This is a genomic window from Aquabacterium sp. (assembly GCF_016234775.1).
Lineage (GTDB): Bacteria > Pseudomonadota > Gammaproteobacteria > Burkholderiales > Burkholderiaceae_C > Aquabacterium.
In genome coordinates, this window is the sequence record NZ_JACRAH010000003.1 from 1 (window position 1) to 23,249 (window position 23,249).

General features: G+C 63.0%; 16 protein-coding genes. 1 reads left to right on the forward strand and 15 read right to left on the reverse strand.

Features of this window, described 5'->3' with window-relative positions; translation table 11 throughout:
* The 14 genes from ftsA to HY836_RS01595 form a co-directional block, all read right to left on the reverse strand.
* On the reverse strand, window positions 1-1,152 hold a 1,152-nt coding region (gene ftsA, locus HY836_RS01530), incomplete at its 3' end, for a cell division protein FtsA (protein ID WP_290672888.1).
* Between the two features lie 13 nt (window positions 1,153-1,165).
* Window positions 1,166-2,062 (reverse strand): cell division protein FtsQ/DivIB, encoded by an 897-nt coding sequence (locus tag HY836_RS01535; RefSeq protein ID WP_290672891.1) that lies wholly within the window; start codon window positions 2,060-2,062, stop codon window positions 1,166-1,168.
* Window positions 2,063-2,097: 35 nt separating this feature from the next.
* The gene (locus HY836_RS01540; RefSeq protein ID WP_290673133.1) at window positions 2,098-3,060 is read right to left on the reverse strand and encodes a D-alanine--D-alanine ligase; all 963 of its coding nucleotides are present in this window, start codon (window positions 3,058-3,060) and stop codon (window positions 2,098-2,100) included.
* A gap of 10 nt (window positions 3,061-3,070) precedes the next feature.
* On the reverse strand, window positions 3,071-4,585 hold the full coding sequence (murC, locus tag HY836_RS01545; RefSeq protein ID WP_290672894.1) for a UDP-N-acetylmuramate--L-alanine ligase: 1,515 nt from the start codon (window positions 4,583-4,585) through the stop codon (window positions 3,071-3,073).
* A complete protein-coding gene (gene murG / locus HY836_RS01550; RefSeq protein ID WP_290672897.1) occupies window positions 4,582-5,691 on the reverse strand; it encodes an undecaprenyldiphospho-muramoylpentapeptide beta-N-acetylglucosaminyltransferase in 1,110 nt (369 codons plus the stop codon). The genes murC and murG overlap by 4 nt, the downstream gene beginning before the upstream one ends.
* Before the next feature lie 249 nt (window positions 5,692-5,940).
* Window positions 5,941-7,230 (reverse strand): putative lipid II flippase FtsW, encoded by a 1,290-nt coding sequence (gene ftsW / locus HY836_RS01555; RefSeq protein ID WP_290672899.1) that lies wholly within the window; start codon window positions 7,228-7,230, stop codon window positions 5,941-5,943.
* On the reverse strand, window positions 7,227-9,047 hold the full coding sequence (gene murD / locus HY836_RS01560) for a UDP-N-acetylmuramoyl-L-alanine--D-glutamate ligase (RefSeq protein ID WP_290672901.1): 1,821 nt from the start codon (window positions 9,045-9,047) through the stop codon (window positions 7,227-7,229). The genes ftsW and murD overlap by 4 nt, the downstream gene beginning before the upstream one ends.
* A 25-nt stretch (window positions 9,048-9,072) precedes the next feature.
* Entirely contained in the window at window positions 9,073-10,251 is a 1,179-nt protein-coding gene (mraY, locus tag HY836_RS01565; RefSeq protein WP_290672903.1) for a phospho-N-acetylmuramoyl-pentapeptide-transferase, read from the reverse strand.
* A complete protein-coding gene (gene murF, locus HY836_RS01570; RefSeq protein ID WP_290672904.1) occupies window positions 10,241-13,222 on the reverse strand; it encodes a bifunctional UDP-N-acetylmuramoyl-L-alanyl-D-glutamate--2,6-diaminopimelate ligase MurE/UDP-N-acetylmuramoyl-tripeptide--D-alanyl-D-alanine ligase MurF in 2,982 nt (993 codons plus the stop codon). The genes mraY and murF overlap by 11 nt, the downstream gene beginning before the upstream one ends.
* Window positions 13,223-15,166: a penicillin-binding protein 2 gene (locus HY836_RS01575; protein WP_290672906.1), complete on the reverse strand. Its 1,944-nt coding sequence runs from the start codon at window positions 15,164-15,166 to the stop codon at window positions 13,223-13,225.
* Window positions 15,163-15,468 carry a cell division protein FtsL gene (ftsL, locus tag HY836_RS01580; RefSeq protein WP_367114599.1) on the reverse strand — a complete coding sequence of 102 codons (306 nt, stop codon included), beginning with the start codon at window positions 15,466-15,468 and terminating at the stop codon, window positions 15,163-15,165. The genes HY836_RS01575 and ftsL overlap by 4 nt, the downstream gene beginning before the upstream one ends.
* The gene (rsmH, locus tag HY836_RS01585) at window positions 15,465-16,547 is read right to left on the reverse strand and encodes a 16S rRNA (cytosine(1402)-N(4))-methyltransferase RsmH (protein WP_290672908.1); all 1,083 of its coding nucleotides are present in this window, start codon (window positions 16,545-16,547) and stop codon (window positions 15,465-15,467) included. The genes ftsL and rsmH overlap by 4 nt, the downstream gene beginning before the upstream one ends.
* A 4-nt stretch (window positions 16,548-16,551) precedes the next feature.
* Complete coding sequence (gene mraZ, locus HY836_RS01590; protein WP_290672910.1) at window positions 16,552-16,989, reverse strand: division/cell wall cluster transcriptional repressor MraZ; 438 nt, start codon at window positions 16,987-16,989, stop codon at window positions 16,552-16,554.
* Window positions 16,990-17,308: 319 nt separating this feature from the next.
* On the reverse strand, window positions 17,309-18,286 hold the full coding sequence (locus HY836_RS01595) for a PEP-CTERM sorting domain-containing protein (RefSeq protein ID WP_290672912.1): 978 nt from the start codon (window positions 18,284-18,286) through the stop codon (window positions 17,309-17,311).
* 528 nt (window positions 18,287-18,814) lie between these two features.
* Here HY836_RS01595 and HY836_RS01600 point away from each other — a divergent pair.
* Entirely contained in the window at window positions 18,815-19,840 is a 1,026-nt protein-coding gene (locus tag HY836_RS01600; protein WP_290672914.1) for an AraC family transcriptional regulator, read from the forward strand.
* Here HY836_RS01600 and HY836_RS01605 read toward each other — a convergent pair.
* Complete coding sequence (locus HY836_RS01605; RefSeq protein ID WP_290672916.1) at window positions 19,821-23,051, reverse strand: DUF6701 domain-containing protein; 3,231 nt, start codon at window positions 23,049-23,051, stop codon at window positions 19,821-19,823. The two genes, HY836_RS01600 and HY836_RS01605, sit on opposite strands and share 20 nt — an antisense overlap.
* Window positions 23,052-23,249 lie beyond the last annotated feature (198 nt).

A 23,249-nucleotide genomic window follows, 5' to 3' on the forward strand; every position in this document is an offset into this window, starting at 1 on the left:
CCCGCGCATGCGCGCGAGTCTTGCCTCTTCGAGCAAGCCCATGACGGTGGCCGAGCGAGGGCTGGCCACCATGTCGTGCAGTGCGCCTGAGTACAAGGGCGTGCCCTTGCGCACAGGCTTCAAGAAGATGTCTTCGGCCAGTTCGACCATGCCAGGCATGACGGCCGAACCGCCTGTCAGCACGATGCCGGAAGACAGCAACTCTTCATATCCAGACTCGCGGATCACCTGATGGACCAGCGAGAAAATTTCTTCAACGCGAGGCTCGATCACGCCGGCCAGAGCCTGACGCGAGAGCATGCGTGGTGCGCGATCACCCAGGCCGGGCACTTCCACTTGTTCATTGGGATCAGCCAGCAGTTGCTTGGCCACACCGAAGTCCACCTTGATGTCTTCGGCGTCCTTCGTGGGGGTGCGCAAGGCCATCGCGATGTCGCTGGTGATGAGGTCACCGGCAATCGGGATCACGGCGGTGTGGCGCACAGCGCCATCGGTGAAGATGGAGACGTCTGTCGTGCCAGCGCCGATATCGACCATGGCCACACCGAGCGACTTCTCGTCTTCGGTGAGCACGGCTGCAGAAGAAGCAGAGGGATTGAGGACCAGCTGTTCGGCCTCCAAGCCGCAGCGACGAACACACTTGACGATGTTTTCAGCAGCGCTCTGGGCCCCGGTCACGATGTGCACCTTGACCTCGAGGCGACCGCCAGACATGCCGATTGGCTCTTTGACCTCATGGCCGTCAATGATGAACTCTTGGGGCTCAACAAGCAATAGGCGTTGATCATTAGGGATGTTGATCGCCTTCGCTGTTTCCACCACACGTTGCACGTCGATGGGGGCCACTTCCTTGTCTCGCACGATGACCATGCCCGTGCTGTTCTGCCCTCGGATGTGGCTACCGGTGATGCCCGTCCACACACGACTGATCTTGCAATCGGCCATCAGCTCGGCCTCTTTCAAGGCTTGTTGAATGGACTGCACGGTGGCGTCGATGTTGACGACCACGCCACGCTTGAGGCCGTGGCTTGGCGCCACGCCCAGACCTGCCAGCCGCAGGTCTCCACCGGGCATGACTTCGGCCACGACCGCCATCACTTTGGCGGTGCCGATGTCCAGCCCGACGACCAGATCCTTGTATTCCTTGGCCATGGTGTGTGTGGATTTATCTGGTTGAAGACGAAGGTTTGTTGCTGGCCGGCGAGCCATGGGCAGGCACCGGTTTCGCAACGGCGGGTTTCTTGATCACAGGGGGCTTCTGGCCTTCCTGCAAGGTGGTCAGGCCGCGCAGCTTGACCGCGTAGCCTTCCGGATAACGCAAGTCGGCATGAGCCAGCGGTGCCGGGTATTGGTGCTTGAGTTCAGGCAGCGTGCGCACGAAGCGTTCGGTGCGCGCCACGACTTCTTCCAGGCTGCCACGCCCGAGTTCGATCGTGGCGTCGTTGTCCATCTCGACGCTCCAGGAGCCGCGCTCGGTGAGCTTGAGCGTGTCGATCTCACCCAGCGAGCTCATCACGGGTTGCAGGCGGTGCAGCATGTCGAGCATGGCCTTGGCCTCACCAGCGGTTGGGTTAGGCGGGGCTTCCAGCGTGGGCAGGTGCTCGTCTTCCACATCGCCCAGGTTGGCATCGAACACTTCGCCGTAGCTGTTGACCAACTGGTCTTCACGGTCTTCGTGATGCCAGTAAGCGGCAGGGCGATGCTCTTCCAACACCACACGCAACTCGTTGGGCCACACGCGGCGCACAACAGCTTTGCGCACCCAGGGCACGGACTCGAAGATCTCGCGGCTGCGGTTGAGGTTGGCGTTGAAAAAGCCGCCATGCATGCGCGGCACGATGTTGGCGCGCACGGTGGCCACGTTGTTGCGCTGCAGGTCGCCCTCCAACTGCACCTTCTGCAGATTGAAGTAAGGCAGGCGCGTCAGCTTGGTGATGCCGGCAGCCAGCAACAGCCCGATCGCCACCACCAGCAAGGCGGAGGCGGCAGCGTTCATCCAGAGGACGTCTTGCGGCGTCTCTTGCGGTGCGCTGTAGCTGTTGAGGGCGGCGGCGGCCTGCATGGCGATGTGGGCGGCTTTCTGTCTGTTGTGATCGATTAGCGGACGCTGTCCAGGCTGGCCGAAGCCAGGAGGTGGACGCAGAGTTGTTCATAGCTCAAACCCGCCACCTTGGCGGACATGGGCACGAGCGAGTGGCCGGTCATGCCCGGCGAGGTGTTGATCTCCAGCAGGAAAGGCTGGCGGTCTGACTTGCGGATCATCACGTCTGCACGGGCCCAGCCCCGGCACCCCAGGGTCTTGAAGGCGCGGACGACTTCGCGCTGGATCTCGGCTTCCTCGTCGGCATCCAGACCACTCGGGCACAGGTAGCGCACCGTGTCGGTGAAGTACTTGTTCTGGTAGTCGTAGTTGCCGTCCGGCGCCTGTATGCGGATGATGGGCAAGGCCTTGGCTTCGCCGTCCACGATCAGGACCGGGCAGGTGCTTTCGTCACCATCGATGAACTGCTCGCACAGCACTTCAGGATCGTGCTGGGCGGCAGCGGCATAAGCCGCTGCGCACTGGCTGGCGTCCGTCACCTTGGTCAGCCCAATCGAAGATCCTTCGCGCGCAGGCTTGACGATCATCGGAGCACCCAAGGCGGTCAAGGCATGTACACACTCTTCGACGCTCGACACCATGCGCCACTCGGGTGTGGGCAAGCCTTCGAAACGCCAGATGCGCTTGGTCATGATCTTGTCCATGGCGATGCTGGATGCCATCACGCCGGAGCCGGTGTAGGGAATCTTGAGCAGCTCCAGCGCACCTTGCACGGTGCCATCTTCACCACCACGGCCATGCAGAGCGATGAAGCAGCGGTCCACCCCTTCGGCCTTGAGCTCCTGCAAGTTACGCTCGGCAGGGTCAAAGGCAAAGGCATTCACGCCTTGAGATTGCAAGGCCTGGAGCACGCCCGAGCCCGACATGATGGACACATCACGCTCGGCCGAGGTGCCACCGAACAGCACGGCCACCTTGCCCAGGCTGGCCGGATCGATACCGGGAGGTTGAAGGGACATCATGTTCATATCAATTGCTCCCTCCGCCGCGCACATCGGTATCACCAAGCGGACGCCGCAGATCCGGCTTTGCCGGGCTGCTGGCGGCGCCCCCTTGAGGGGGAGCGCCGAAGGCGCTTCGGGGGTGGTTCAAAATTTCTGCCGTCTTGCCGGCCACGGTGCCGATTGAACCGGCGCCCATGCAGATCACCACGTCGCCACCACGGGCGTTGCTGGCAATCGCTTGCGGCAACTCGGCCACCTCGTCCACGAAAATCGGTTCCACCTTGCCGGCCACACGCACGGCACGGGTCAGGGCGCGGCCGTCGGCCGCCACGATGGGGGCTTCGCCTGCGGCATACACCTCGGTCAGCAACACGGCATCGGCCGTACCCAGCACCTTGACGAAGTCTTCAAAGCAATCGCGGGTGCGGGTGTAGCGGTGCGGCTGGAAAGCCAGTACCAGACGTTGGCCAGGGAAGGCACCACGCGCGGCGCTGATGACGGCGGCCATCTCGACAGGGTGATGACCGTAGTCGTCGATCAGCGTGGCCTGACCGCCGTCTGCGGTCTTGAATTCGCCATGGCGCTGGAAGCGGCGGCCCACACCCGTGAACTCGCCCAGCGCCTTGATGATGGGCTCGTCAGGCAACTCGATTTCGGTGGCCACGGCGATCGCCGCCAGGGCGTTGAGCACGTTGTGCACGCCAGGCAGGTTCAGGGTGACGGTGATGTCAGGCATGACCACACCATTGCGGCGCTGCACCACAAAGCGCATCTGGCCGCCCGCCAGGGCTTCCACGTTCACCGCGCGCACCTGCGCATCCTCGCCAAAGCCGTAGCTGATGACGGGGCGCGAGATGAACGGGATGATGGAGCGCACGCCCGGGTCATCGGCGCACAGGATGGCCGAGCCGTAGAAAGGCATGCGGTGCAGGAAATCCACGAAGGCCTGCTTGAGCTTGGCGAAGTCGTGGCCGTAGGTGTCCATGTGGTCGGCGTCGATGTTCGTGACAACCGACAACACAGGCAGCAGGTTCAGGAAGGACGCGTCCGACTCGTCGGCCTCAACCACGATGTACTCGCCCTTGCCCAGTGCCGAGTTGGCGCCCGCGCTGTTGAGCTTGCCGCCGATCACGAAGGTCGGGTCCACGCCGGCTTCTGCCAGGATGGAGGTCACCAGCGACGTGGTCGTGGTCTTGCCGTGCGTGCCGGCAATGGCGATGCCCTTGCGCAGGCGCATCAGCTCGGCCAGCATGACCGCACGAGGCACCACCGGGATGCGTTTGGCACGCGCCGCGATGACCTCGGGGTTGTCGCCCTTCACGGCCGTAGAGGTGACCACCGCTTCGGCTCCCTCGATGTGCGCGGCGTCATGCCCAACATGGACATGGATGCCCAGCGACGCCAGGCGACGCGAGGTGGCGCTGTCAGACTGGTCTGAGCCGGAGACGGTGTAGCCCAGGTTGTGGAGGATCTCGGCGATCCCGCTCATGCCTGCACCACCGATGCCGACGAAGTGGATGTGTTTGACGGCGTGCTTCATGGGGACGCCTTTGCTTTGGTTTGAGGTTTCACGTTTTGCTCGATGGCGTCGGCCACAGCGGCAGCCGATTGCAGACGGGCCAGACCGCGGGCCTTGATGGCCATCGCAGCCAGGCCGGTGCGGTTGAGCGACTGGATCAGCTCGGCCAGCTTGGCGGGATTGAGTTCAGCTTGCGGCAGGTGAATGGCCGCGCCGTTGTCGGCCATGTACTGGGCGTTGTCACGCTGGTGGGCCGTGGTCGACACCACCAGCGGCACCAGGATGCTGGGCACGCCAGCAGCGCACAACTCGCTCACGGTGATGGCACCTGCGCGACCGATGATCACGTCGCACTCGGCCAGGCGCTGCGGCATGTTGTTGATGAAGGGCAGGACTTCGGCGTCCTTGCCGGGTGTCAGACCAGCCTTGGCGTAGTCGGCCTTGACGGTTTCGAAGTTGGCCATGCCGGTCTGGTGCGTGATCAGCGGGCGCTGCTCGGGTGGGAGCATGGCCAGCGCGGCAGGCACGGCATCATTGAGGGACTTGGCGCCCAGGCTGCCACCCACGATCAACACGCGCAGCGGGCCACTGCGGTTGGCAAAGCGCTCGCTCGGGTGGGCGATGGCTTCGATGTCGGCTCGCACGGGGTTGCCGGTCACACGGGCCACCTTGTGTTGCGCAGCGGGGCCGTCAAAGCCACAGGCCAGCACATCAGCGATGGGCAACAAGGCGCGGTTGCTGAGCAACATGGCCGCGTCGGCATTGACCAGCACCAGGGGCAGGCCACGTGCCACGCCCATCAGGCCACCAGGGAAGCACACATAACCGCCCATGCCCAGCACGGCATCGGCCTGGCGGGTCTTCAGGATCTTGAAGCAGTCGGCAAAGGCTTTGAGCAGGCGCACGCCACCAAACAGCGTGTCCTTCATGTTCTTGCCGCGCAGGCCGTTGAAGGCGATCGCATCCATGGGGATGCCGGTGGGCGGCACCAGGCGGTTTTCCATGCCACCGGTTGTGCCCAGCCAGCTCACGGTCCAGCCGCGGCGCTTCATTTCATCGGCCACGGCCAGGCCGGGCATGATGTGACCGCCGGTACCGGCAGCCATGATGACGAGGTGACGCGTCATGACTGCCCCTCGTGCGCGGCGTACCGCACCCGATCCCCCGAGGGGATCAAGCCCGGCTTGGGGCGGCCCGGCGCTCGGGCTTGCTGCGCGATCATGCTCGACCTCCTCTCATGAGTTGGCGGTTTTGGCTCCGGCACGTGCGCGCCGCGCACTTCACATCGCAGGGCGATGTGAGCCTGCACCGGAATCGCCCACCATTGCGCTCAACGCGCAATGTGGCGATGCCGCCGTGGAACGTCGTCACCGCCATCATGCGCGGCCTCCGCGCATGAGTTGGCGATTCTCAATGTCCACACGCAGGCAGATGGCCAGCGCAATGCAGTTGAGCATCACGCCCGAACCGCCGAAACTCATCAAAGGCAAGGTCAGCCCCTTGGTGGGCAGCACGCCCAGATTCACGCCCATGTTGATGAAGGCCTGACCACCCATCCACACCGCCACGCCTTGCGCGACCAGACCGGCAAACACACGGTCCAGCGCGATGGCCTGGCGGCCGATGTTGAACAGGCGCACCACCAGCCAGAAGAAGGCCATGATCACGATGGCCACACCGATGAAGCCCAGTTCTTCGCCGATCACGGCCAGCAGGAAGTCGGTGTGGGCTTCGGGCAGGTAGTGCAGCTTTTCCAGGCTGGAGCCCAGGCCTTCGCCAAAGATTTCGCCACGGCCAAAGGCGATCAGCGAGTGCGTCAGCTGGTAGGCCTTGCCCAGGGCGTTCTTTTCCGACCAGGGATCGAGGTACGCGAAGATTCGTTCACGGCGCCATGGGCTGAGCGACACCATCAAGGTGAAGGCGCCCAGCAGCACGGCCGTGATCAGGAAGAACATGCGGCCGTTCACGCCACCCAGGAAAAGGATGGCCATGGCGATGGTCGCGATCACCATGAAGGCGCCCATGTCGGGCTCGGCCAGCAGCAACAGGCCCACCACACCCACCGCCACGGCCATCGGCGCCACGGCGCGGAAGAAGTGCTCCTTCACGTCCATCTTGCGGACCATGTAGTCGGCCGCGTACAGCGTGATGGCCAGCTTGGCCAACTCGGACGGCTGGAAGTTCATGATGCCCAGCGGCAACCAGCGCCGCGCGCCGTACACCACCTTGCCCACGTGCGGGATCAGCACCAGGATCAGCAGGATCAGTGAGACCACAAACAGCCAGGGCGCCATCTTTTCCCAGGTGGCCATCGGAATCTGTGTGACCACGGCCGCGACACAGACCGCGATGATGATGGACACCAGGTGGCGGGTGAAAAAGTAGGTCGGCGTGTAATTGGCAAAGCGTGGGCTGTCCGGCAAGGCGATGGTGGCCGAGTAGACCATCACCAGCCCCATGCACAGCAAGGCAACCGTCAACCACACCAGAGGCTGGTCAAACCCCATGACCCTGGAGGGCTGCGAGGATGTGACGTTGACGAAGTCGCGCACAGGCAGCGGGCCGTTGGCATCGCCATCGCCGCGCTGGCCCAACAGACCACGCAGCTTGCCGATCAGGCTCAAGCCTGTAGCTGAAACTTTTGCTTGAACGGTAGCGTCGCTCATGCGATGTCTCCTCGTTCATGGATCAACTCCTGCACGGTGTTGACGAACACCTCGGCGCGGTGGCCGTAGTTGCGGAACATGTCCAGGCTGGCGCACGCCGGGCTCAACAACACGGCATCACCTTGCTGCGCCTGCTCGAAGCACCAGCGGGTCGCAGCTTCCAGGCTGTCATGGCGCTGCATGGGCAGCTTGTCGCCGCCGGGTGTCAGCACATCGGCCAGTGATGCTTCAATGGCCTGCGCGTCACGACCGATCAAGGCCACGGCGCGGGCATAGCGGCCGACCGGGTCGGCCAGGGGCGCGAAGTCCTGGCCCTTGCCATCACCGCCCAGGATCACCACCAGCTTGCCACCCGACAGATCGGAGCCCAGACCTTGCAGGGCTGCCACAGTGGCCCCCACATTGGTGCCCTTGCTGTCGTCGATCGCGTCAATGCCACCCACGGTGGCGACATGCTCGACACGATGCGGCTCACCGCGGTATTCGCGCAGACCATGCAGCATTGGCGCCAGGGGGCAACCAATCGCCGTGGCCAGCGCCAAAGCGGCCAGGGCATTCGACGCGTTGTGGCGGCCGCGAATACGCAGTGCGTCAGCAGGCATCAGGCGTTGCAGCACGATCTCGACTTCTTCGCCCTTCTTGAGTTTGATCGTCGGGTCGACTTCACGGGCACGCATCAGCCAGGCCATGCCGGCTTCGGTCACCAGGCCGAAGTCGCCAGGGCGACGTGGTGCGTCCAGGCCAAAGTACACGACATCGCGGTACACGGTCTTCGCTGGGCGCCCACGCACACCGGACTTGATGACCTCGGGTGGTGGCACCATGTCCACCACGACGGGGTCATCGCGGTTGATCACCATGATGCCGTTCTTGCCGAAGATGCGGGCCTTGGCTGCCGCATACGCCGCCATGCTGCCGTGCCAGTCCAGGTGATCTTGCGTGATGTTGAGCACCACGGCCGCATCCGGCGCAAAGTTGCTCACGCCATCAAGCTGGAAGCTCGACAACTCCAGCACCCAGGCCTCGGGCAAAACTTCAAAGGTGGGCGCTGCCGGCGGCGGCGGTGCCAATTCGATCAGGGGTGCATCCGCATCGTCTGATAGTGGCGTGACGGGCGGCTCGGCATCCTCGGGTTGGTCGACGTCTGTTGGTTCTGCCTCGGGCTGCGCCTCGTCGATGGCATCGACGTGTGAGTCCACTTCAACCGGTGTGTCCAGCACGGCATCAGCGGGTTGCGAAACCGGCTCCGGCTCGACCGCCAACACAGCAACGTCATCACCATCAGCCTCTTCAAGCAAAGGCTGTGGCTCCTGCTCCAGCGCGATGCGCAAGGTGTCGAGCAAGGTCGGGCCGATGTTGCCAGCCAGCCCCACACGCAAGCCGGCGCGTTCGATCAGCTTGGCCGTGAGCGAGGTGGTGGTGGTCTTGCCGTTGGTGCCGGTGATGGCCACCACCTTGGGCGCATAACCCATGTCGGTCTTGAGATCGGCCAGCGCCGTGGCGAACAGCGACAGCTCCCCGCGCACCGGAATGCCCAGTTCATCCGCCCTGGCCATCAAGGCCGACACATCGGGGGCATTGGGCATCAGGCCGGGGCTCTTGAGCACCAGGTTGACGCCATCCAGCAAGGCCACATCCAGCCCGTGATGCAGCGTGGCGGCTGGCACATCGTTGCGCAGCGTCGCAGCCTGTGGCGGGTTGGCGCGCGTATCGGCCACACGCACCGTCGCACCGCACCGGGCGCACCAGCGCGCCATGGCCAGGCCCGAGTCACCCAGACCCAGGATCAGCACGGTGAGATCACGTAAGTAATGCATGGTTGGCTAGGATTCGATATCGCGATCAACGCAGCTTGAGGGTGGACAGGCCCAGCAGGCACAGCAGCATGGTGATGATCCAGAAGCGGACCACGACCTGCGTCTCTTTCCAGCCGGATTTTTCGAAGTGGTGATGCAGAGGAGCCATCAGCAAAATACGACGACCTTCGCCGTATTTCTTCTTCGTATATTTGAAGTAGCTCACCTGCACCATCACTGACAAGGCTTCCAGAACAAAGACCCCGCCCATCAAGGCCAGCACGATCTCTTGCCGCACGATGACCGCGATGGTTCCCAGCGCACCGCCAAGTGCGAGGGCCCCCACGTCGCCCATGAAGACCTGGGCGGGGTAAGCGTTGAACCAGAGGAAGGCAAGCCCCGCTCCGGCAAGGGCCGCGCAGAACACCAGCAGCTCCCCTGCGCCCGGAATGTGCGGCAGCAGCAGGTACTTGGCGAACACGGCGTTGCCCGTGACATAACAGAAGATGCCCAGCGAGGCCGACACCATCACCACCGGCATGATGGCCAGGCCATCAAGGCCATCGGTGAGGTTCACGGCATTGCTGGTGCCCACGATCACGATGTAGGTCAGCACCATGAAGCCCCACACACCCAGCGGGTAGCTCATGGTCTTGAAGAAGGGCACGATCAGGTCGGCCTTGGGTGGCAGATCGTTGGAGAAGCCCGACTGGATCCAGCGGAAGAACAGCTCGATCACGCGCAGGTTGTTGGTCTCCGACACGCTGAAGGCCAGGTAGATGGCCGCAATCAGACCGACGATGGATTGCCAGAAATACTTCTCTCGCGAAGGCATGCCCTCGGGGTCCTTGAGTACCACCTTGCGCCAGTCATCGACCCAGCCAATGGCGCCAAAGCCCGTGGTCACGATCATCACGATCCACACGAAGCGGTTGGCCCAGTCGAACCACAACAAGGTGGACAAGCCAATGGCCAGCAAGATCAGCACGCCACCCATGGTGGGCGTACCACGCTTGGTCAGGTGGGTCTCCATGCCGTACTCGCGGATGGGCTGGCCAATCTTGAGCTCGGTGAGCTTGCGGATCACATAGGGGCCCAGAAACAGCCCGATCAGCAAAGCCGTCATGGCCGCCATGACCGAGCGGAAGGTCAAGTACTGGAAGACACGCAAGAAACCCCACTCGGGGTGCAGCCCTTGAAGCCACAGCGCAAAACTAAGCAGCATGGGCACCTCCCACCTGAGCACTCAGGACAGCGACAACTTGTTCCATCTTCATGAAGCGTGAACCCTTGACCAGCACCGAGGCCGCAGCCGGGGCCTGATTCAAGGTAGGCAGCGCAGCGACGATGTCGGCCGCACTGCTGAAATGACGGGCCGTCTGCCCTTGATGCCCGCCGTAAGCCTGCGCTGCATGCGCGCACAACTCACCGGCCGTCCAGACATGTTCGATGCCGCGTTCGCGGGCATAGGCACCGACTTCCGCGTGGAAGGCCGGGCCTTGTGTCCCGACCTCACCCATGTCGCCCAGCACCAGCCAGCGCGGCGCAGGCAGGCCGGCCAGCATGTCGATGGCGGCACGCACGGAATCGGGGTTCGCGTTGTAGCTGTCGTCCACCAGCGTGACCGGGCGGCCTTCGATGCTGACGCAGCGCAGTTGAGAACGCCCCTTGACGGGCTCGAAGGCTTCCAGGCCTTGCGCGATCATGGGCAAGGGCACCCCGGCACCCAATGCAGCAGCAGTGGAGGCCAGGGCGTTGCGCACGTTGTGCGCACCAGCCATCTTCAGGTTCACGAGGGCTGCGCCTTGTGCCGTGCTGATCTCGATCACCCAATGAGGCGTGGGCTCGGCCATCCAGGTGGCACGACCTGTGACGGCAGCCGCACCCTGCGTGGCGAAATCGAACTTGGGATAACCGTTGGCCTGCTCGCGCCAGATGGCGGCGAACTCATCATCGGCCGGGAACACGGCCACACCGCTGCGCGACAGGGCTTGCAGCACGCTGCCGTTTTCGCGGGCCACGGCCTCGACCGTGTGCATGAACTCCTGGTGCTCGCGCTGGGCATTGTTGACCAGGCCCACAGTGGGCGCGGCAATCGCGGCCAGCTGAGCGATCTCGCCAGGGTGGTTCATGCCCAGCTCGACCACGGCGCAACGATGCTGGCCTTCGCGCAAGCGCAACAAGGTCAGGGGCACACCGATCTCGTTGTTGAAATTGCCCTGTGTGGCCAGCGAGGCCTCTGGTGCGCCCTGCGACACCACCCAGGCTTTCAAGATCGACGCGATCATCTGCGTGACCGTGGTCTTGCCATTGCTGCCGGTCACGCCGATCAGCGGGATGTCGAAACGCGCACGCCAGCCGGACGCCAGCCAGCCCAGGGCGGCACGCGTGTCGGGCACGATCAGGCCAGGCAGACCGCAGGTGTCCACACCGTGCTGGGCCAGCACGGCCACGGCACCGGCGGCCTTGGCCTGCGGCAGGAAATCATGCGCATCAAAACGCTCGCCACGCAAAGCGACGAACAGATCGCCAGGCTGCACGGTGCGGGTATCGGTGTGCACGCGGGCAATCGGTGTAGCCGGGTCACCCGACAACACCGAACCCGGCAGCAACTCATGGGCCAGGCCCAGGGTCATCATCATGGGAATAACTTGGCTTGGGACGGCGGGCGCGCGGCGCTTGAGCGCGGCTGCTGCCTCGTCCACATCTGAAAAAGGTGTCTTGACGCCAGCCACGTCTTGCGTGGCTTCATGGCCTTTGCCGGCGATCAGCACCACGTCACAGGCATCTGCCTGTTCAAGTACGTGCGCAATGGCGGCATGACGGTCTTCGATCACATCGACCGTGTCTCGTCCGGCCACGCCGGCCAGGATCTGAGACAGGATGAAAGCGGGAGGCTCGCTGCGCGGGTTGTCGCTGGTGAGCACCACGCGGTCGGCATGCTGTTCGGCCATGGCCCCCATCAGCGGGCGCTTGATCGGATCGCGGTCACCGCCGCATCCGAACACGCACCACAGGCGACCGCCGCGCGCTTCAGCCACAGGGCGCAGTGCCTGCAGGGCCTTGTGCAAGGCATCCGGCGTGTGGGCGTAGTCCACTACCACCGTGGGCAGCTCGACCTGCGGGTTGGGCGAGGCCACGATCTGCATGCGACCCGGCACGGGCTGCAAGCCACTGCACACGCGGGCCGCATCGACCAGGGGCACGTCCAGCGCACGCAAGGCACCCACGACGGCCAGCAGGTTGGACACGTTGAAGGTGCCGATGACCGGCGCATGCACGGTGGCTCGGCCGATCTCGTGCGACAAGGCCTCATCGCGTTCAATCAGGTCAAACACGATGCCTTGCTGCTGATAGCGAATGTGGGCGGCCTGCAGCCGGACCACATCCTGCAAGCCGTAAGACCAGCAAGCCAGACGACGACCGCGTGCGTGATCCTGCAGCGCATGGCCCATGGGGTCATCGAGATTCAGCACGGCGGCTTGCAGTCCTGGCCAGTCGAACAGACGGCGCTTGGCCTGCCAGTAAGCTTCCATGCTGCCGTGATAGTCGAGGTGGTCCTGCGTGAAGTTGGTGAACTGGGCCACCTTCACATGCGTGGCATGCAGGCGCAATTCTTCGATGCCGATGGACGAGGCCTCGATGGCGGCGGCTTTCAGGCCTTGATCCACGAAGTCGCGGAAGGTGGCGTGCAGGGTGATCGGGTCGGGCGTGGTCAGACCTGTGGGCTTGAACTCGCCGGAGCCCACCTGACCAACGCCCAGCGTGCCGATGACGCCGCAACCGCGGCCCAAAGCCGTCAGGGCCTGAGCCGTCCACCACGATGTGGAGGTCTTGCCGTTGGTGCCTGTCACAGCCACCACATCCAGTTCGGCGCTGGGCTCTGCATAGAAGCCGTGCGCGATCTCGGCGCTGCGGGCTTTCAGGCCAGGCAAAGCGGCCACACGGGCATCGGCGAAGGCAAAGGCCTGCACACCATCGGCTTCGACCAGGCAGGCGCGTGCGCCGTCTTTCAAGGCTTGCTCGACAAAGGCGCGACCATCACGCGCCGCACCGGGCCAGGCGATGAAGCACACACCCTCGGCAGCCAGCGCCCTCACCTGGCGGCTGTCCACCGTCAGGCTGGTGATGCCCCACTGGCGCAGCCAGCTCAGGGCTTCGTCTGTACTGCGCAGGTGCAAAGTGGTCTGGCTCATTTAAAAGCTCTCCACTTCTGCAGGCTCGCTCGCGATGATCTGCGGCTGGACTTCCATGTCAGGCAGCACGCCCAGACGATGCAGCGTCTGCTGCACAACCTGACTGAATACCGGCGCCGCCACTTCGCCACCGTAGTACACACCGTTGCCTGGCTCATCGACCATCACGGCCACCACGATGCGCGGCCTGCTGATGGGCGCAATGCCCACAAACCAGGCGCGATACTTGTTGCCGGCATAGCCCTTGCCTTCTTGCTTGTGTGCCGTGCCCGTCTTGCCGCCCACGCTGTAGCCCTGGGTCTGGGCCTTGGGGGCCGTGCCGCCAGGGCCGGTGGCCAGGCTCAGCATCTTGCGCACTGCACGAGCCGTCTCCGGCGAGATCACGCGCGTACCACGCAAGGGCAGCAGATCATCGGCACCGTGCGTCACCGTGTCATCCACAGACGCCGAAACCGCCTGCGGGCGCAAGGCGGTCTTGAAGGCCAGCACGGGCCGTTCGGCATCGGTTTTCGCCACTCTGCGGCCAGGCTCCCGGTCGTCACCGACTGCCTCCCGCTTGAGCAGCGAAATCGGGATCAATTCGCCATCGCTGGCGAAGATCGTATAAGCGTGCGCCAACTGGAACAAGCTGGCCGACAGGCCATAGCCATAACTCATCGTGACTTGCTCGATACGGCGCCAGGACTTGTAGGGCCGCAGCCGCCCGGTCACCACGCCAGGAAAGCCAATCTGCGGCTTCTGGCCCAGGCCCACGGCTGTGTACATCTCCCACATCTCGCGAGGCTGCATCTGCAAGGCCATCTTGGCCGTGCCCACGTTGCTGGATTTCTGAATGACCTCTTCAACCGTCAGGTCACCGTGCGGATGGGCATCGGAAATGGTCGAGCCATCAATGGTGAGGCGGCCGGGTGCCGTAGAGATGATGGTGTCGGGCTTGACGCGACGCGTCTCCAGCGCCAGCGAAGCGATGATGGGCTTCATGGTCGACCCGGGCTCGAAGGTATCGGTCAGCGCGCGATTGCGCAACTGAGCCCCGGTAAGGTTACGGCGATCATCCGGCTTGTAGCTGGGCACATTGGCCAGCGCCAGCACCTCGCCCGTCACGGCATCCAGCACCACCACGCTGCCCGCCTTGGCCTTGTGCAGCGCCACGGCATCACGAATGCGCTGGTAGGCATAGAACTGCACCTTGGCATCGATCGACAGGCGGATGGCCTGACCATCTTCCGCCGGCACCAGATCCCCCACAGACTCGACCACGCGCCCCAGACGATCCTTGATCACATGGCGCGCACCATCACGCCCCGCCAGTTGCTGCTGATAGGCCAGCTCGATGCCCTCCTGGCCCTCATCTTCGATGTTGGTGAAACCCACGATGTGGGCAGCGGCTTCGCCTTCAGGGTACTGGCGCTTGGATTCGCGCAACTCATAGATGCCCTTGATCTTGAGCGCCGCCACTTTCTCGGCCACCGCATCGTCCACCTTGCGACGCAACCACACGAAGTTGGGGCTGGAAGCCAGACGTTTTTGCAGATCCACCAAGGGCATGCCCAGCAACTTGGCCAGGGCGCGCAACTCATTGGTCGAGGCGTCCATGTCTTTGGGGATGGCCCACAGGGACGGCACCGGCACGCTGGACGCCAGCATCTCGCCATTGCGATCCAGGATACGCCCACGGCTGGCCTGCAACTCGATGCGACGCTCGTAGCGGCTGGCGCCTTGCTGCAGGTAGAAGTCGTTGTGAACGATCTGGATCCAGGCGGCACGACCAATCAACACGGCAAAACCCAGGCCGATGCCGCCGATCAGGAGCTTGACGCGCCAGGGTGGTGTGCGCGAGGCCAGCAGCGGGCTGGTGGCATAGCGCACCGTGGGCATGGCGCCTGCGCCCTGGCGACGCGGCTGGCCGCGCACCTTGCGAAACAGATCGCCCAGGCGGCTCATGGTTGAGCTCCCTGGTTGGCCGCAGCCACACCGGATGCAGACGTGCTCACATAGTGCGTCACAGCCGGGCTGTTGTTGAACATGCGCAGCTTTTCGCGCGCGAGCTTTTCAACACGCAGCGGCGTGGCCTGCGCGCGCTTGTCCAGTTGCAGGCGCTCGAAATCAATCTGCAATTCGTGCGATTGCGATTGCGCTTTCTCCAGCTCGACAAACAAACGGCGCGACTCATAGCTGGTGCGGACGAGCCAGAAGCAGCTCAGCAGCAACACGACGGCCAGCAGGATGTTGAGGCGCGCCATCATCGACGACCTCCCTTCCCGCCGGCTTTGGCAACCGGCTTGCTGCCAGGCTTGCCACCACCCGACCGCGAGCCCTTGGCCTTGCCACCCTTGACCGGGCCAGAAGCCGGCGCCTCGGACCAGGGCACATTGGTGCGCTCGGCCACACGCAGCACGGCCGAACGCGAGCGAGGATTACCCAACACCTCCCCGACTGACGGCTTGATGCGCGCGATGGCATCCAGCATCAAGGGTTTGGGCTGTGCGAACGGCACACGGCGATCAACTTCCTCGCGACTGTGCTTCGCGATGAAGGTCTTGACGATGCGGTCTTCCAGCGAATGGAAGCTGATGACCGAGAGGCGTCCGCCGGGCAGCAAGGTGGTCAAGGCAGACTCCAGCGCGTCTTCCAGCTCACCGAGCTCACGGTTGACGTGAATCCGAAGAGCCTGGAAGGTTCGGGTAGCGGGGTCTTGCCCGGCTTCACGGGTTTTGACCGTACGAGCCACGACCGCCGACAGCTCGGCGGTGGTTCGCACAGGGTGACCTTCATCGCGGCGAGCGACAAGCGCCTTTGCAATGGGCCAAGCAAACCGTTCTTCGCCGTAGTCACGGATGACCTCCGCGATCTCGTCCGCCGAGGCGTGCGCCAGGTAGTCGGCTGCGCTTTCGCCTTGCGTCGTGTCCATGCGCATGTCCAGCGGCGCATCGAAGCGGAAGCTGAAGCCACGCGCGGGGTTGTCGATCTGCGGCGACGACACACCAATGTCCATCAGCAGCCCGTGCACGCCGGGCAAGCCCAGATCGGCCACCACCTCGGCCCACGACGAGAACGGCGCGTGCACGATCTGAAAGCGCGGATCGTTGATGGCGTTGGGGCCTTGCGTGGCGTGGGCAATCGCCTCCGGATCGCGATCCAGCGCGATCAGGCGAGCCTGCGGCCCCAGCTTCGACAACAGCAGACGCGAGTGCCCGCCACGCCCGAAGGTGGCATCCACGTAGACGCCCTGAGGGTGCGGACCGACGGCCGGATCCCACAAACCCTCGACCGCCTCGTGCAGCAGGACAGTTTGATGCTGCCAAGGTGTGACTCCTTCCTGCATCGCGTCAGAAGGTGAAGTCTTGAAGGGCCTCAGGCATGGGCTGAGCCATGACCGCGGCTTCGTGCTCGGCGTACTTCTGGGCATCCCACAACTCGAAGTGGCTGCCCATGCCCAGCAGCATCACCTCCTTGGTGAGGCCGGCTGCGGCACGCAGTTCAGGCGAGATCAGGACGCGCGCGGCGCTGTCGATCTCGACGTCCATGGCATTGCCCAGAAAGATCCGCTTCCAGCCTGCTGCCGACATGGGCAGCGCGGCAACCTTGTCGCGGAAGGTTTCCCACGCGGGGCGCGGGAACACCATCAGGCAGCCATCAGGGTTCTTGGTGATGGTCAACTGGCCTGCGCAAAGAGCTTGCAAAGCGTCACGATGGCGCGAAGGGACGGCCATGCGCCCCTTTGCGTCCAGCGACAACGCTGATGCTCCTTGGAAGACGAGACTCACACAAAACCCCACGAATTTGCACTAAATCCCACTTTACCTGATCCGCACCCCCAAAACAAGGGAAAAGCGAAAAAAAGTTCAATGAAATCAAAGACTTAGATGCGATTCGAATGGAAAAATGCAGAAAAAAAGTCCTTATAAATCAAGGACCTGCAAAGGGGTGTGGAAGTGGAAAATGAGGAGTACCCCCCATTGGGGCTGGGATATTCCCGATCTGATTTACAAAGCGCAAGGGCCAGCCGACCGGGTGCGAACACCAGGCCGACCGGCCCTTGCGCCAGTCAGGAAGCGAATTGTGACAGGTGGATCAGGCTGGCAGTCAGCCCTTGCGCACCCGGCGGAGTCGGGCCGCCAGCAAACCACCACCCAGCAGCCACATGGCGAAGGTGGACGCCTCCGGCACCGCCGCAGTCGATACCCCGATGATCACGGGCCCCAGATCCCACCCGATGTAGGTGTAGCCTTTGACCTTGCCGTCAATCACATCCGCCAGGGACTGCCCCAGCAGATCGCCATTGAAGCTGAACTGGTCCGTGCGCACAAAGCCCAGGTCATAGTTGAACACCTGAACCGTATTGGCCCCCTCCAGAAAATACAGCCGCCCCTCTTCGTAGCCGATCAGGTTGCCAACCTTGCTTTGCAAGGAAGCGCCACTCCAGCCCGCCGGGCCCGTGGTGAAGCCTGTCTTCTTGGAATCGAACTCCAGCGTGCCCGTCGGGTAGTTGTAGTAACTCAAGGTGCCATCGGCATCCAACCACAGGGAGTTGTCATCGCCCATGGCCAGCAGATTGTTGTTGCCCAACAGATTCTGGCCAGCCTGAGGGCCGCCGGTCAACGTCAAGGGAAACACGGCACGATCCACATAGGTGATCGGCTTGTCGATATAGAAGTCCGCCCAGTAGTTCTTGTTACCCACCTTCGGATCGACAAAATTGATGTCCCAGTCCTCTGACATGTCCCGCGCACGGGTCAGATTGGTGGAGTTGCCAATCACATTCGGGGAGGTGATCAGGGCCGTCCACAGGTTGTTGCTGGTGGCCTGGTTGTTGCCGTCGCCAACGACCACCCCTGGGAACATGCTGTAGAGCTGCGCGTGAGGGCGCACGTCATAACCCTTGGCCGGATACCACTCTTCAGGATAGACCGTCACGCCACCAGTTGTCGTGTAGCGATCTTCTTCCTGCCAGCGAGATGCCTGCGTCCAGTTGTAGGTCGTGGCGTGCGCCTGCAAGGCACCCGACGTGGTCAGCGCGACCAGCGCCACCGCACGCCACATTCCAACTTTCTTCTTGATCATGAAATACTCCATTCCAACCATTCAAACTACCTGGCCAACAATATCAATCCACCGAACGGAAAATCAATCCGATCAAATGTCAAAACAAATTCAGTTAATTGAAACGCAAAGGCACCGCTGCCGCATTCAAAATCACCGACCAGGATTCACCGAACGCCATTTAAATCCTTCGACCAACTGGCGCAACACACCAACAAGCATTCAACGGATTTCGTTCAAAACACGTCAGCCGCTCAAGCTCATCAGGCACACCCAGATGGTACGGACGACGAAGGGCCTCGCCTTGACATACCCTGCCCAACCCAGGCAGCCAATATCAAACCGGTTTGAATCCGTTAATTAATGCCACACCCCTCCCCCAAGCGCGGGGCAGTAGTTACACCTAGCTCGGAACTACTAGAATGGCAACGCGAAATCTGTCGGCTTGTTTACACTTCATGCGCGGAATTCGGCAATATTTGCGAACCACAGTCGCACCTGAATTACCTATATCCGCCCAAGTTTGACATTGACTGCCAATAATCAAGAATGACCCACGCCACGATCTACGTTGCCGGCACCGCTGCCAGCCTGTTGCTCGACTACATGGATCAAGCCGGAACGACGCTGCCCGCATTCCGGCAACGCCTCGAAGAGCTGAAAGCGTCGCCGCGCATGCCCATCGCGACCTGGTGGGAGATCCTGGCCGAGTTGCAGCGCGCCCATCCGGTCGAGACACTGGGTCTTGCCATTGGCGCTCGGACACAGGCGCACCACATCGGCATGCTGGGCTATCTCGCCATCTACAGCGACACCCTGGTGCAAGCCCTCACCCGCTTCAGCCGTTTCCAGCGTCTGCTGCACAACATGGCACCCAGCAAGGTCTACGTGGAAGACGACGACCTGATCGTCTGGTGGGACCCCGCTGCGGGCACTTCCTCCCTGCTGTCGGACCAGGTGCTGGTTGCCGGCCTGATCACGCTGATCCGGCGGCATGGCGGTGAGCCCAACGTCACACCACACCTCGTCGAGTTCCCTCAACCACGGCCTGCGGACACATCGGCCTATGAGGCGTTCTTCAATTGCCCTGTGGTGTTCGGGCGCCAGGCCCTGACGGTGCGCCTGCCAGCCCAGCACATGAATCTGCCGGTCAGCACACGCGACCCTCACCTCATGAGCCTGCTGGAGCGACAGGCTGAGGCGATGCTGCAGGAACTGCCAGATCGCGACGCACTGCTCAAGCAACTGCGACACCACATCTCCATGTCGCTGCAGGACGGCACACCCGAGTTCGCAGACGTGGCCGCACGCATGGGCATGGCCGAACGCACGCTGTACCGCTACCTGCAAGAGCGCGGCTTGCGCTACAAGGTCATCCTCAACGAACTGCGCTTCCAGCTCGCCAGCGATTACATGCAGGACCCCAAGCTGTCGCTGCCCGAAATCGCGCTGCTGCTGGGTTACGCCGAGCAGAGTGCCTTCTCGCGCGCATTCAAGGAGTGGTCAGGCGAAACACCGGCCAGCTACCGGCGCGCCCGTGCAGGCAGCAAGCCCGTCAGTACAACTCGCGCGTGAACACCACTTTCCTGGACTCGGGCGCGTACACACCAAACGTGGCCCTTGCAGAGGGATCGCGATCGTAGGTGGTGAGCCCGGCACACGCATTGGCCGAGCCGTTCTGCGCACGCAGCCAGGTCTTGCCCGCGCCGGTTGAGCTGGGGTGGCTGGCCAGGCAGGATTGATCCGTCATGCTGGCACCGAGGTTGATGGCGAAGTCGACACTGCCTGTGCCATTGGCGCTGGGTGCGCTCAAGGTCAAGGTGCCGTTGCCACTCAGGATGGAGATGGCTGATGGCGTGGTGGTCCAGGATGAGGTGGTCGCCCCCTTGCTGTCCACATAGTTGCTGCGCACCACCGAGGCAGCCGGGATGGTCGTACAACTGTCATCGCCGTTGACAACCCAGGTGCGACCATTCCAGTACTGCGCTTGCACGGGAACGGTCAGGCTGCTCTTTTCAGAGCCGAAGGCGTTAGAGATCTTGATGCGTCCGCTGCGAACCGAGACCGCCTGCTCGGAACCAGCACTGGAGGACACGCCTGCACTGTCGGTTGCCCGAATAACGAGGGAAGCGGGCGTCGTGAGCTTGTTGGCAAAGGTGAAGGCCGGCAAGGAGGCAGAACCGGACGAGAAGGTGGCGACACCGCTGACGAAATCACTGGCCAACACGGAAGAAGGCGACAAGGCACCGGCCGGCCCCACCGCAGACAGGGTCACCGCCTTGGCATAGTTGGGTGTCGTGTTGCCCGTTCCGTCATAGTTGACGGTGACGCCCCCAGTTGCATTGGCCGCCGTCACCGTAAGCGCATCCAGCGGCTGACCGCTATAGAGAAAGCTGCCGCAAGCCAGGCCACGCGTGACATCAAAGTGATGCGGCACGAACGGGCCCACCGCACCTGCGCCGCCCGAGCTGCCAGACACGGTCAACCCTGATCCGAGATAGCTGCCACTTACCAGCGACGCCGAGAGATCCCCCACACCCACCTCCGACCATGCCAGGTCATTGACCGTGATGACACCCAGATTGAAGCTTGACGACGAGATGTAGGGCGAGCTACCGGATGTGCCGCTGCCGGTCAGCACGCCCGCCGATGAGTTCGGACCTGTAGGGCGATACTTGTTCCATCCCAGGCGCACATAGTCCGTGGTGGCGGCCGTTTCCTTGCCGAAGTTGGGCGCGGCGGCCCCAGCACTGTTGCGTGCCGTGATCGTCGCGGCAAAGGCATTGCCCGCCACAAGGGGTGAGGCCGTGACACCACTGATACCAAAGGAGGCGGGCGACGCAATGAAGGAGCCTGTGCCCGACATGCTCAAACCCGCATCCGCCCCTGCGCCGCTATAGCTGGCCGTCAAGGACACCTGCCCGACGTCCGCGTACAGCAGACTGGTCGTGGCCATGCCTGTGGCATCAAAGCTCAGGCTGAGGTTGGCGCCAGCACCATCGCAAGCAGACGCGGCACTGCCACCCGCATTCAAAGCCGCGCCAGCCATCCGCACAGGCAAGGTGCCGCTGGTTGGATTGCTGTAGGCACACTTGACATTGATGGTCTTGCTGACACTGGCGAACGCTGGCACGCACGACGTCGCGCTGGTACCTTGCTTGACAGCCGTCACCGTCATCGCGGCCGAGGTTTCCGAGACGTGATGAGGCACCGACAACAGCAGCCCTGCGGTGTTCACGCTGTAGTTGCACGAGCCCCCACTGGACGCCGCCGCGCCCAGGCCGCAATACAGGGAAGGAGCGCCTGACGGCGTCATCGTCAAGCCGCTCACCCCCACCGTCACATAACCGGAGGCTGGCACCACCGTCACCTGCGCGCTGACCGTCGTGCTGCTGGCGCCCCCGCTGATGCTGAACGCATTGGTCGATGACGGTTTGACCGTGGCCCCTGCGCCAGACAAGATCAGGTTCCCTGACACCGAGCCCGTGAACGCGCCCGAGCACGCGGCATCTGCACACGCCACGATGGTGAAGGTGGTGGGCGTGCAGGTCATGCCGGCACTGCTGCTGGTGGTCACCGCCAGATGATGCAGGGGCGCGACGACCGACATGTTGCAGGACGAGACACTGGTCGCCGTCACGCCAAATCCGCAATAGAGAGAGGGCGAGCCAGCTGGCACGACGGACATGCCGGACAAGGACGCGGTCACGTAGCCCGCCACCGGCGCTGTCGAAACGGTCTGTGAGGTGCTGACCGAGGAACTGCCCGAGGCGATGCTGAACGCCACGTTGGTGCCATCCGACATCATCAGGTAGCCACTGACACCACGCGTGTACAGCGCACTGCAATCCGAAGTGGCGCACGCCTTGAGTGTGAAACTGATGGCCCCGCCTGCCAAAGCCGAACCAGATGCAGACGTGACCTCGACATGGTCCAGCGGGCGCAGGGCGGTCACGCCAATGACGATGGGGCCGGCATCCCAACCGATGTAGGTGTAGCCCGGGATCTTGTTGTCAACCAGGTCGCCCAGCGAGTAGCCAGAAAGCTCGTGACCCAGGACGACCGTATCCGTGCGCGACCAGGTCATGTTCCGGTTGTAGACATGCAGGGTGTTGGCCCCCACCAGGAAGTACAGATTGAACTCTTCGTAGCCAATGAGGTATTGCAGCTTGCTGGCCACGGTCTGCCCTGCGAAGGCCCCGCCCGAGAAGGTGGTGGCCGTCGGGTTGTACTCCAGCAGTCCGCCGACGCCATACCAGTAGTAACTCAAGGAGCCATCGTCGTCCAACATGACAAAGCGCTTGTCACCAAATGCCAGCAGTTGGCTGTTGCCCAACACGGACTCGCCACTGTGCGGCCCGCCAGACAAAGAGATGGGATAGACCAGGCGCAAGACCGATGGATCGCCCCACAACCAGGATGCGCCGAAGTACTGATTGGCGTACCAGTTGAAATAAAAGTTGTAGCTGGCGTTGTTGGGATCGACGTAATCGATGATCCAGTCCTCCGACAGGTCCTTGGCACGAACCAATGTGCTGGAACTGCTGAGGATGTAATTGGACTCGATCAGCGCCTTCCACAGGTTGTCGCAGGTCTGCTTGATGTTGCCCGCCACGACCGCGCCTGGAAAGATGATGCTCGTCTGCTGCGGCGGACAGACGTCGTACTGATTGAAATTGCCGAACTCTTCGGGGTAAACGACCGCCCCTGCGGACGAATAGCGCCCCCATTCGTTCCACCGTGCAGCAAAGGTGTAGTTGCCAGCGTAGTGGTAAGCATGAGCCACCCCACTAAACAACAAGATGAGCACGCAGATCAACCGCCCCAACCGCAACAGCACATGGCCCCCAAGTCATGCTGTCATACCCAAAGCGGGCATGGTTATCCAACATGAGGAACATGTTCGTTGCCTGCAGCAATCCTGTCTTGCCCGCCTTGCCCACAATTTGACAAAACCTGCCGCCATCACCAATTTGACATGCCG

Bases quoted from the DNA above. Each gene is read 5' to 3' on its own strand.
- rsmH (WP_290672908.1), bottom strand. From the start codon at position 16,547: ATGCAGGAAGGAGTCACACCTTGGCAGCATCAAACTGTCCTGCTGCAC.
- ftsL (WP_367114599.1), bottom strand. From the start codon at position 15,468: ATGATGGCGCGCCTCAACATCCTGCTGGCCGTCGTGTTGCTGCTGAGC.
- HY836_RS01575 (WP_290672906.1), bottom strand. From the start codon at position 15,166: ATGAGCCGCCTGGGCGATCTGTTTCGCAAGGTGCGCGGCCAGCCGCGT.
- ftsW (WP_290672899.1), bottom strand. From the start codon at position 7,230: ATGAGCGACGCTACCGTTCAAGCAAAAGTTTCAGCTACAGGCTTGAGC.
- HY836_RS01600 (WP_290672914.1), top strand. From the start codon at position 18,815: ATGACCCACGCCACGATCTACGTTGCCGGCACCGCTGCCAGCCTGTTG.
- murD (WP_290672901.1), bottom strand. From the start codon at position 9,047: ATGCATTACTTACGTGATCTCACCGTGCTGATCCTGGGTCTGGGTGAC.
- murF (WP_290672904.1), bottom strand. From the start codon at position 13,222: ATGAGCCAGACCACTTTGCACCTGCGCAGTACAGACGAAGCCCTGAGC.
- murC (WP_290672894.1), bottom strand. From the start codon at position 4,585: ATGAAGCACGCCGTCAAACACATCCACTTCGTCGGCATCGGTGGTGCA.
- HY836_RS01540 (WP_290673133.1), bottom strand. From the start codon at position 3,060: ATGTCCCTTCAACCTCCCGGTATCGATCCGGCCAGCCTGGGCAAGGTG.
- mraY (WP_290672903.1), bottom strand. From the start codon at position 10,251: ATGCTGCTTAGTTTTGCGCTGTGGCTTCAAGGGCTGCACCCCGAGTGG.
- HY836_RS01595 (WP_290672912.1), bottom strand. From the start codon at position 18,286: ATGATCAAGAAGAAAGTTGGAATGTGGCGTGCGGTGGCGCTGGTCGCG.
- murG (WP_290672897.1), bottom strand. From the start codon at position 5,691: ATGACGCGTCACCTCGTCATCATGGCTGCCGGTACCGGCGGTCACATC.
- HY836_RS01535 (WP_290672891.1), bottom strand. From the start codon at position 2,062: ATGCAGGCCGCCGCCGCCCTCAACAGCTACAGCGCACCGCAAGAGACG.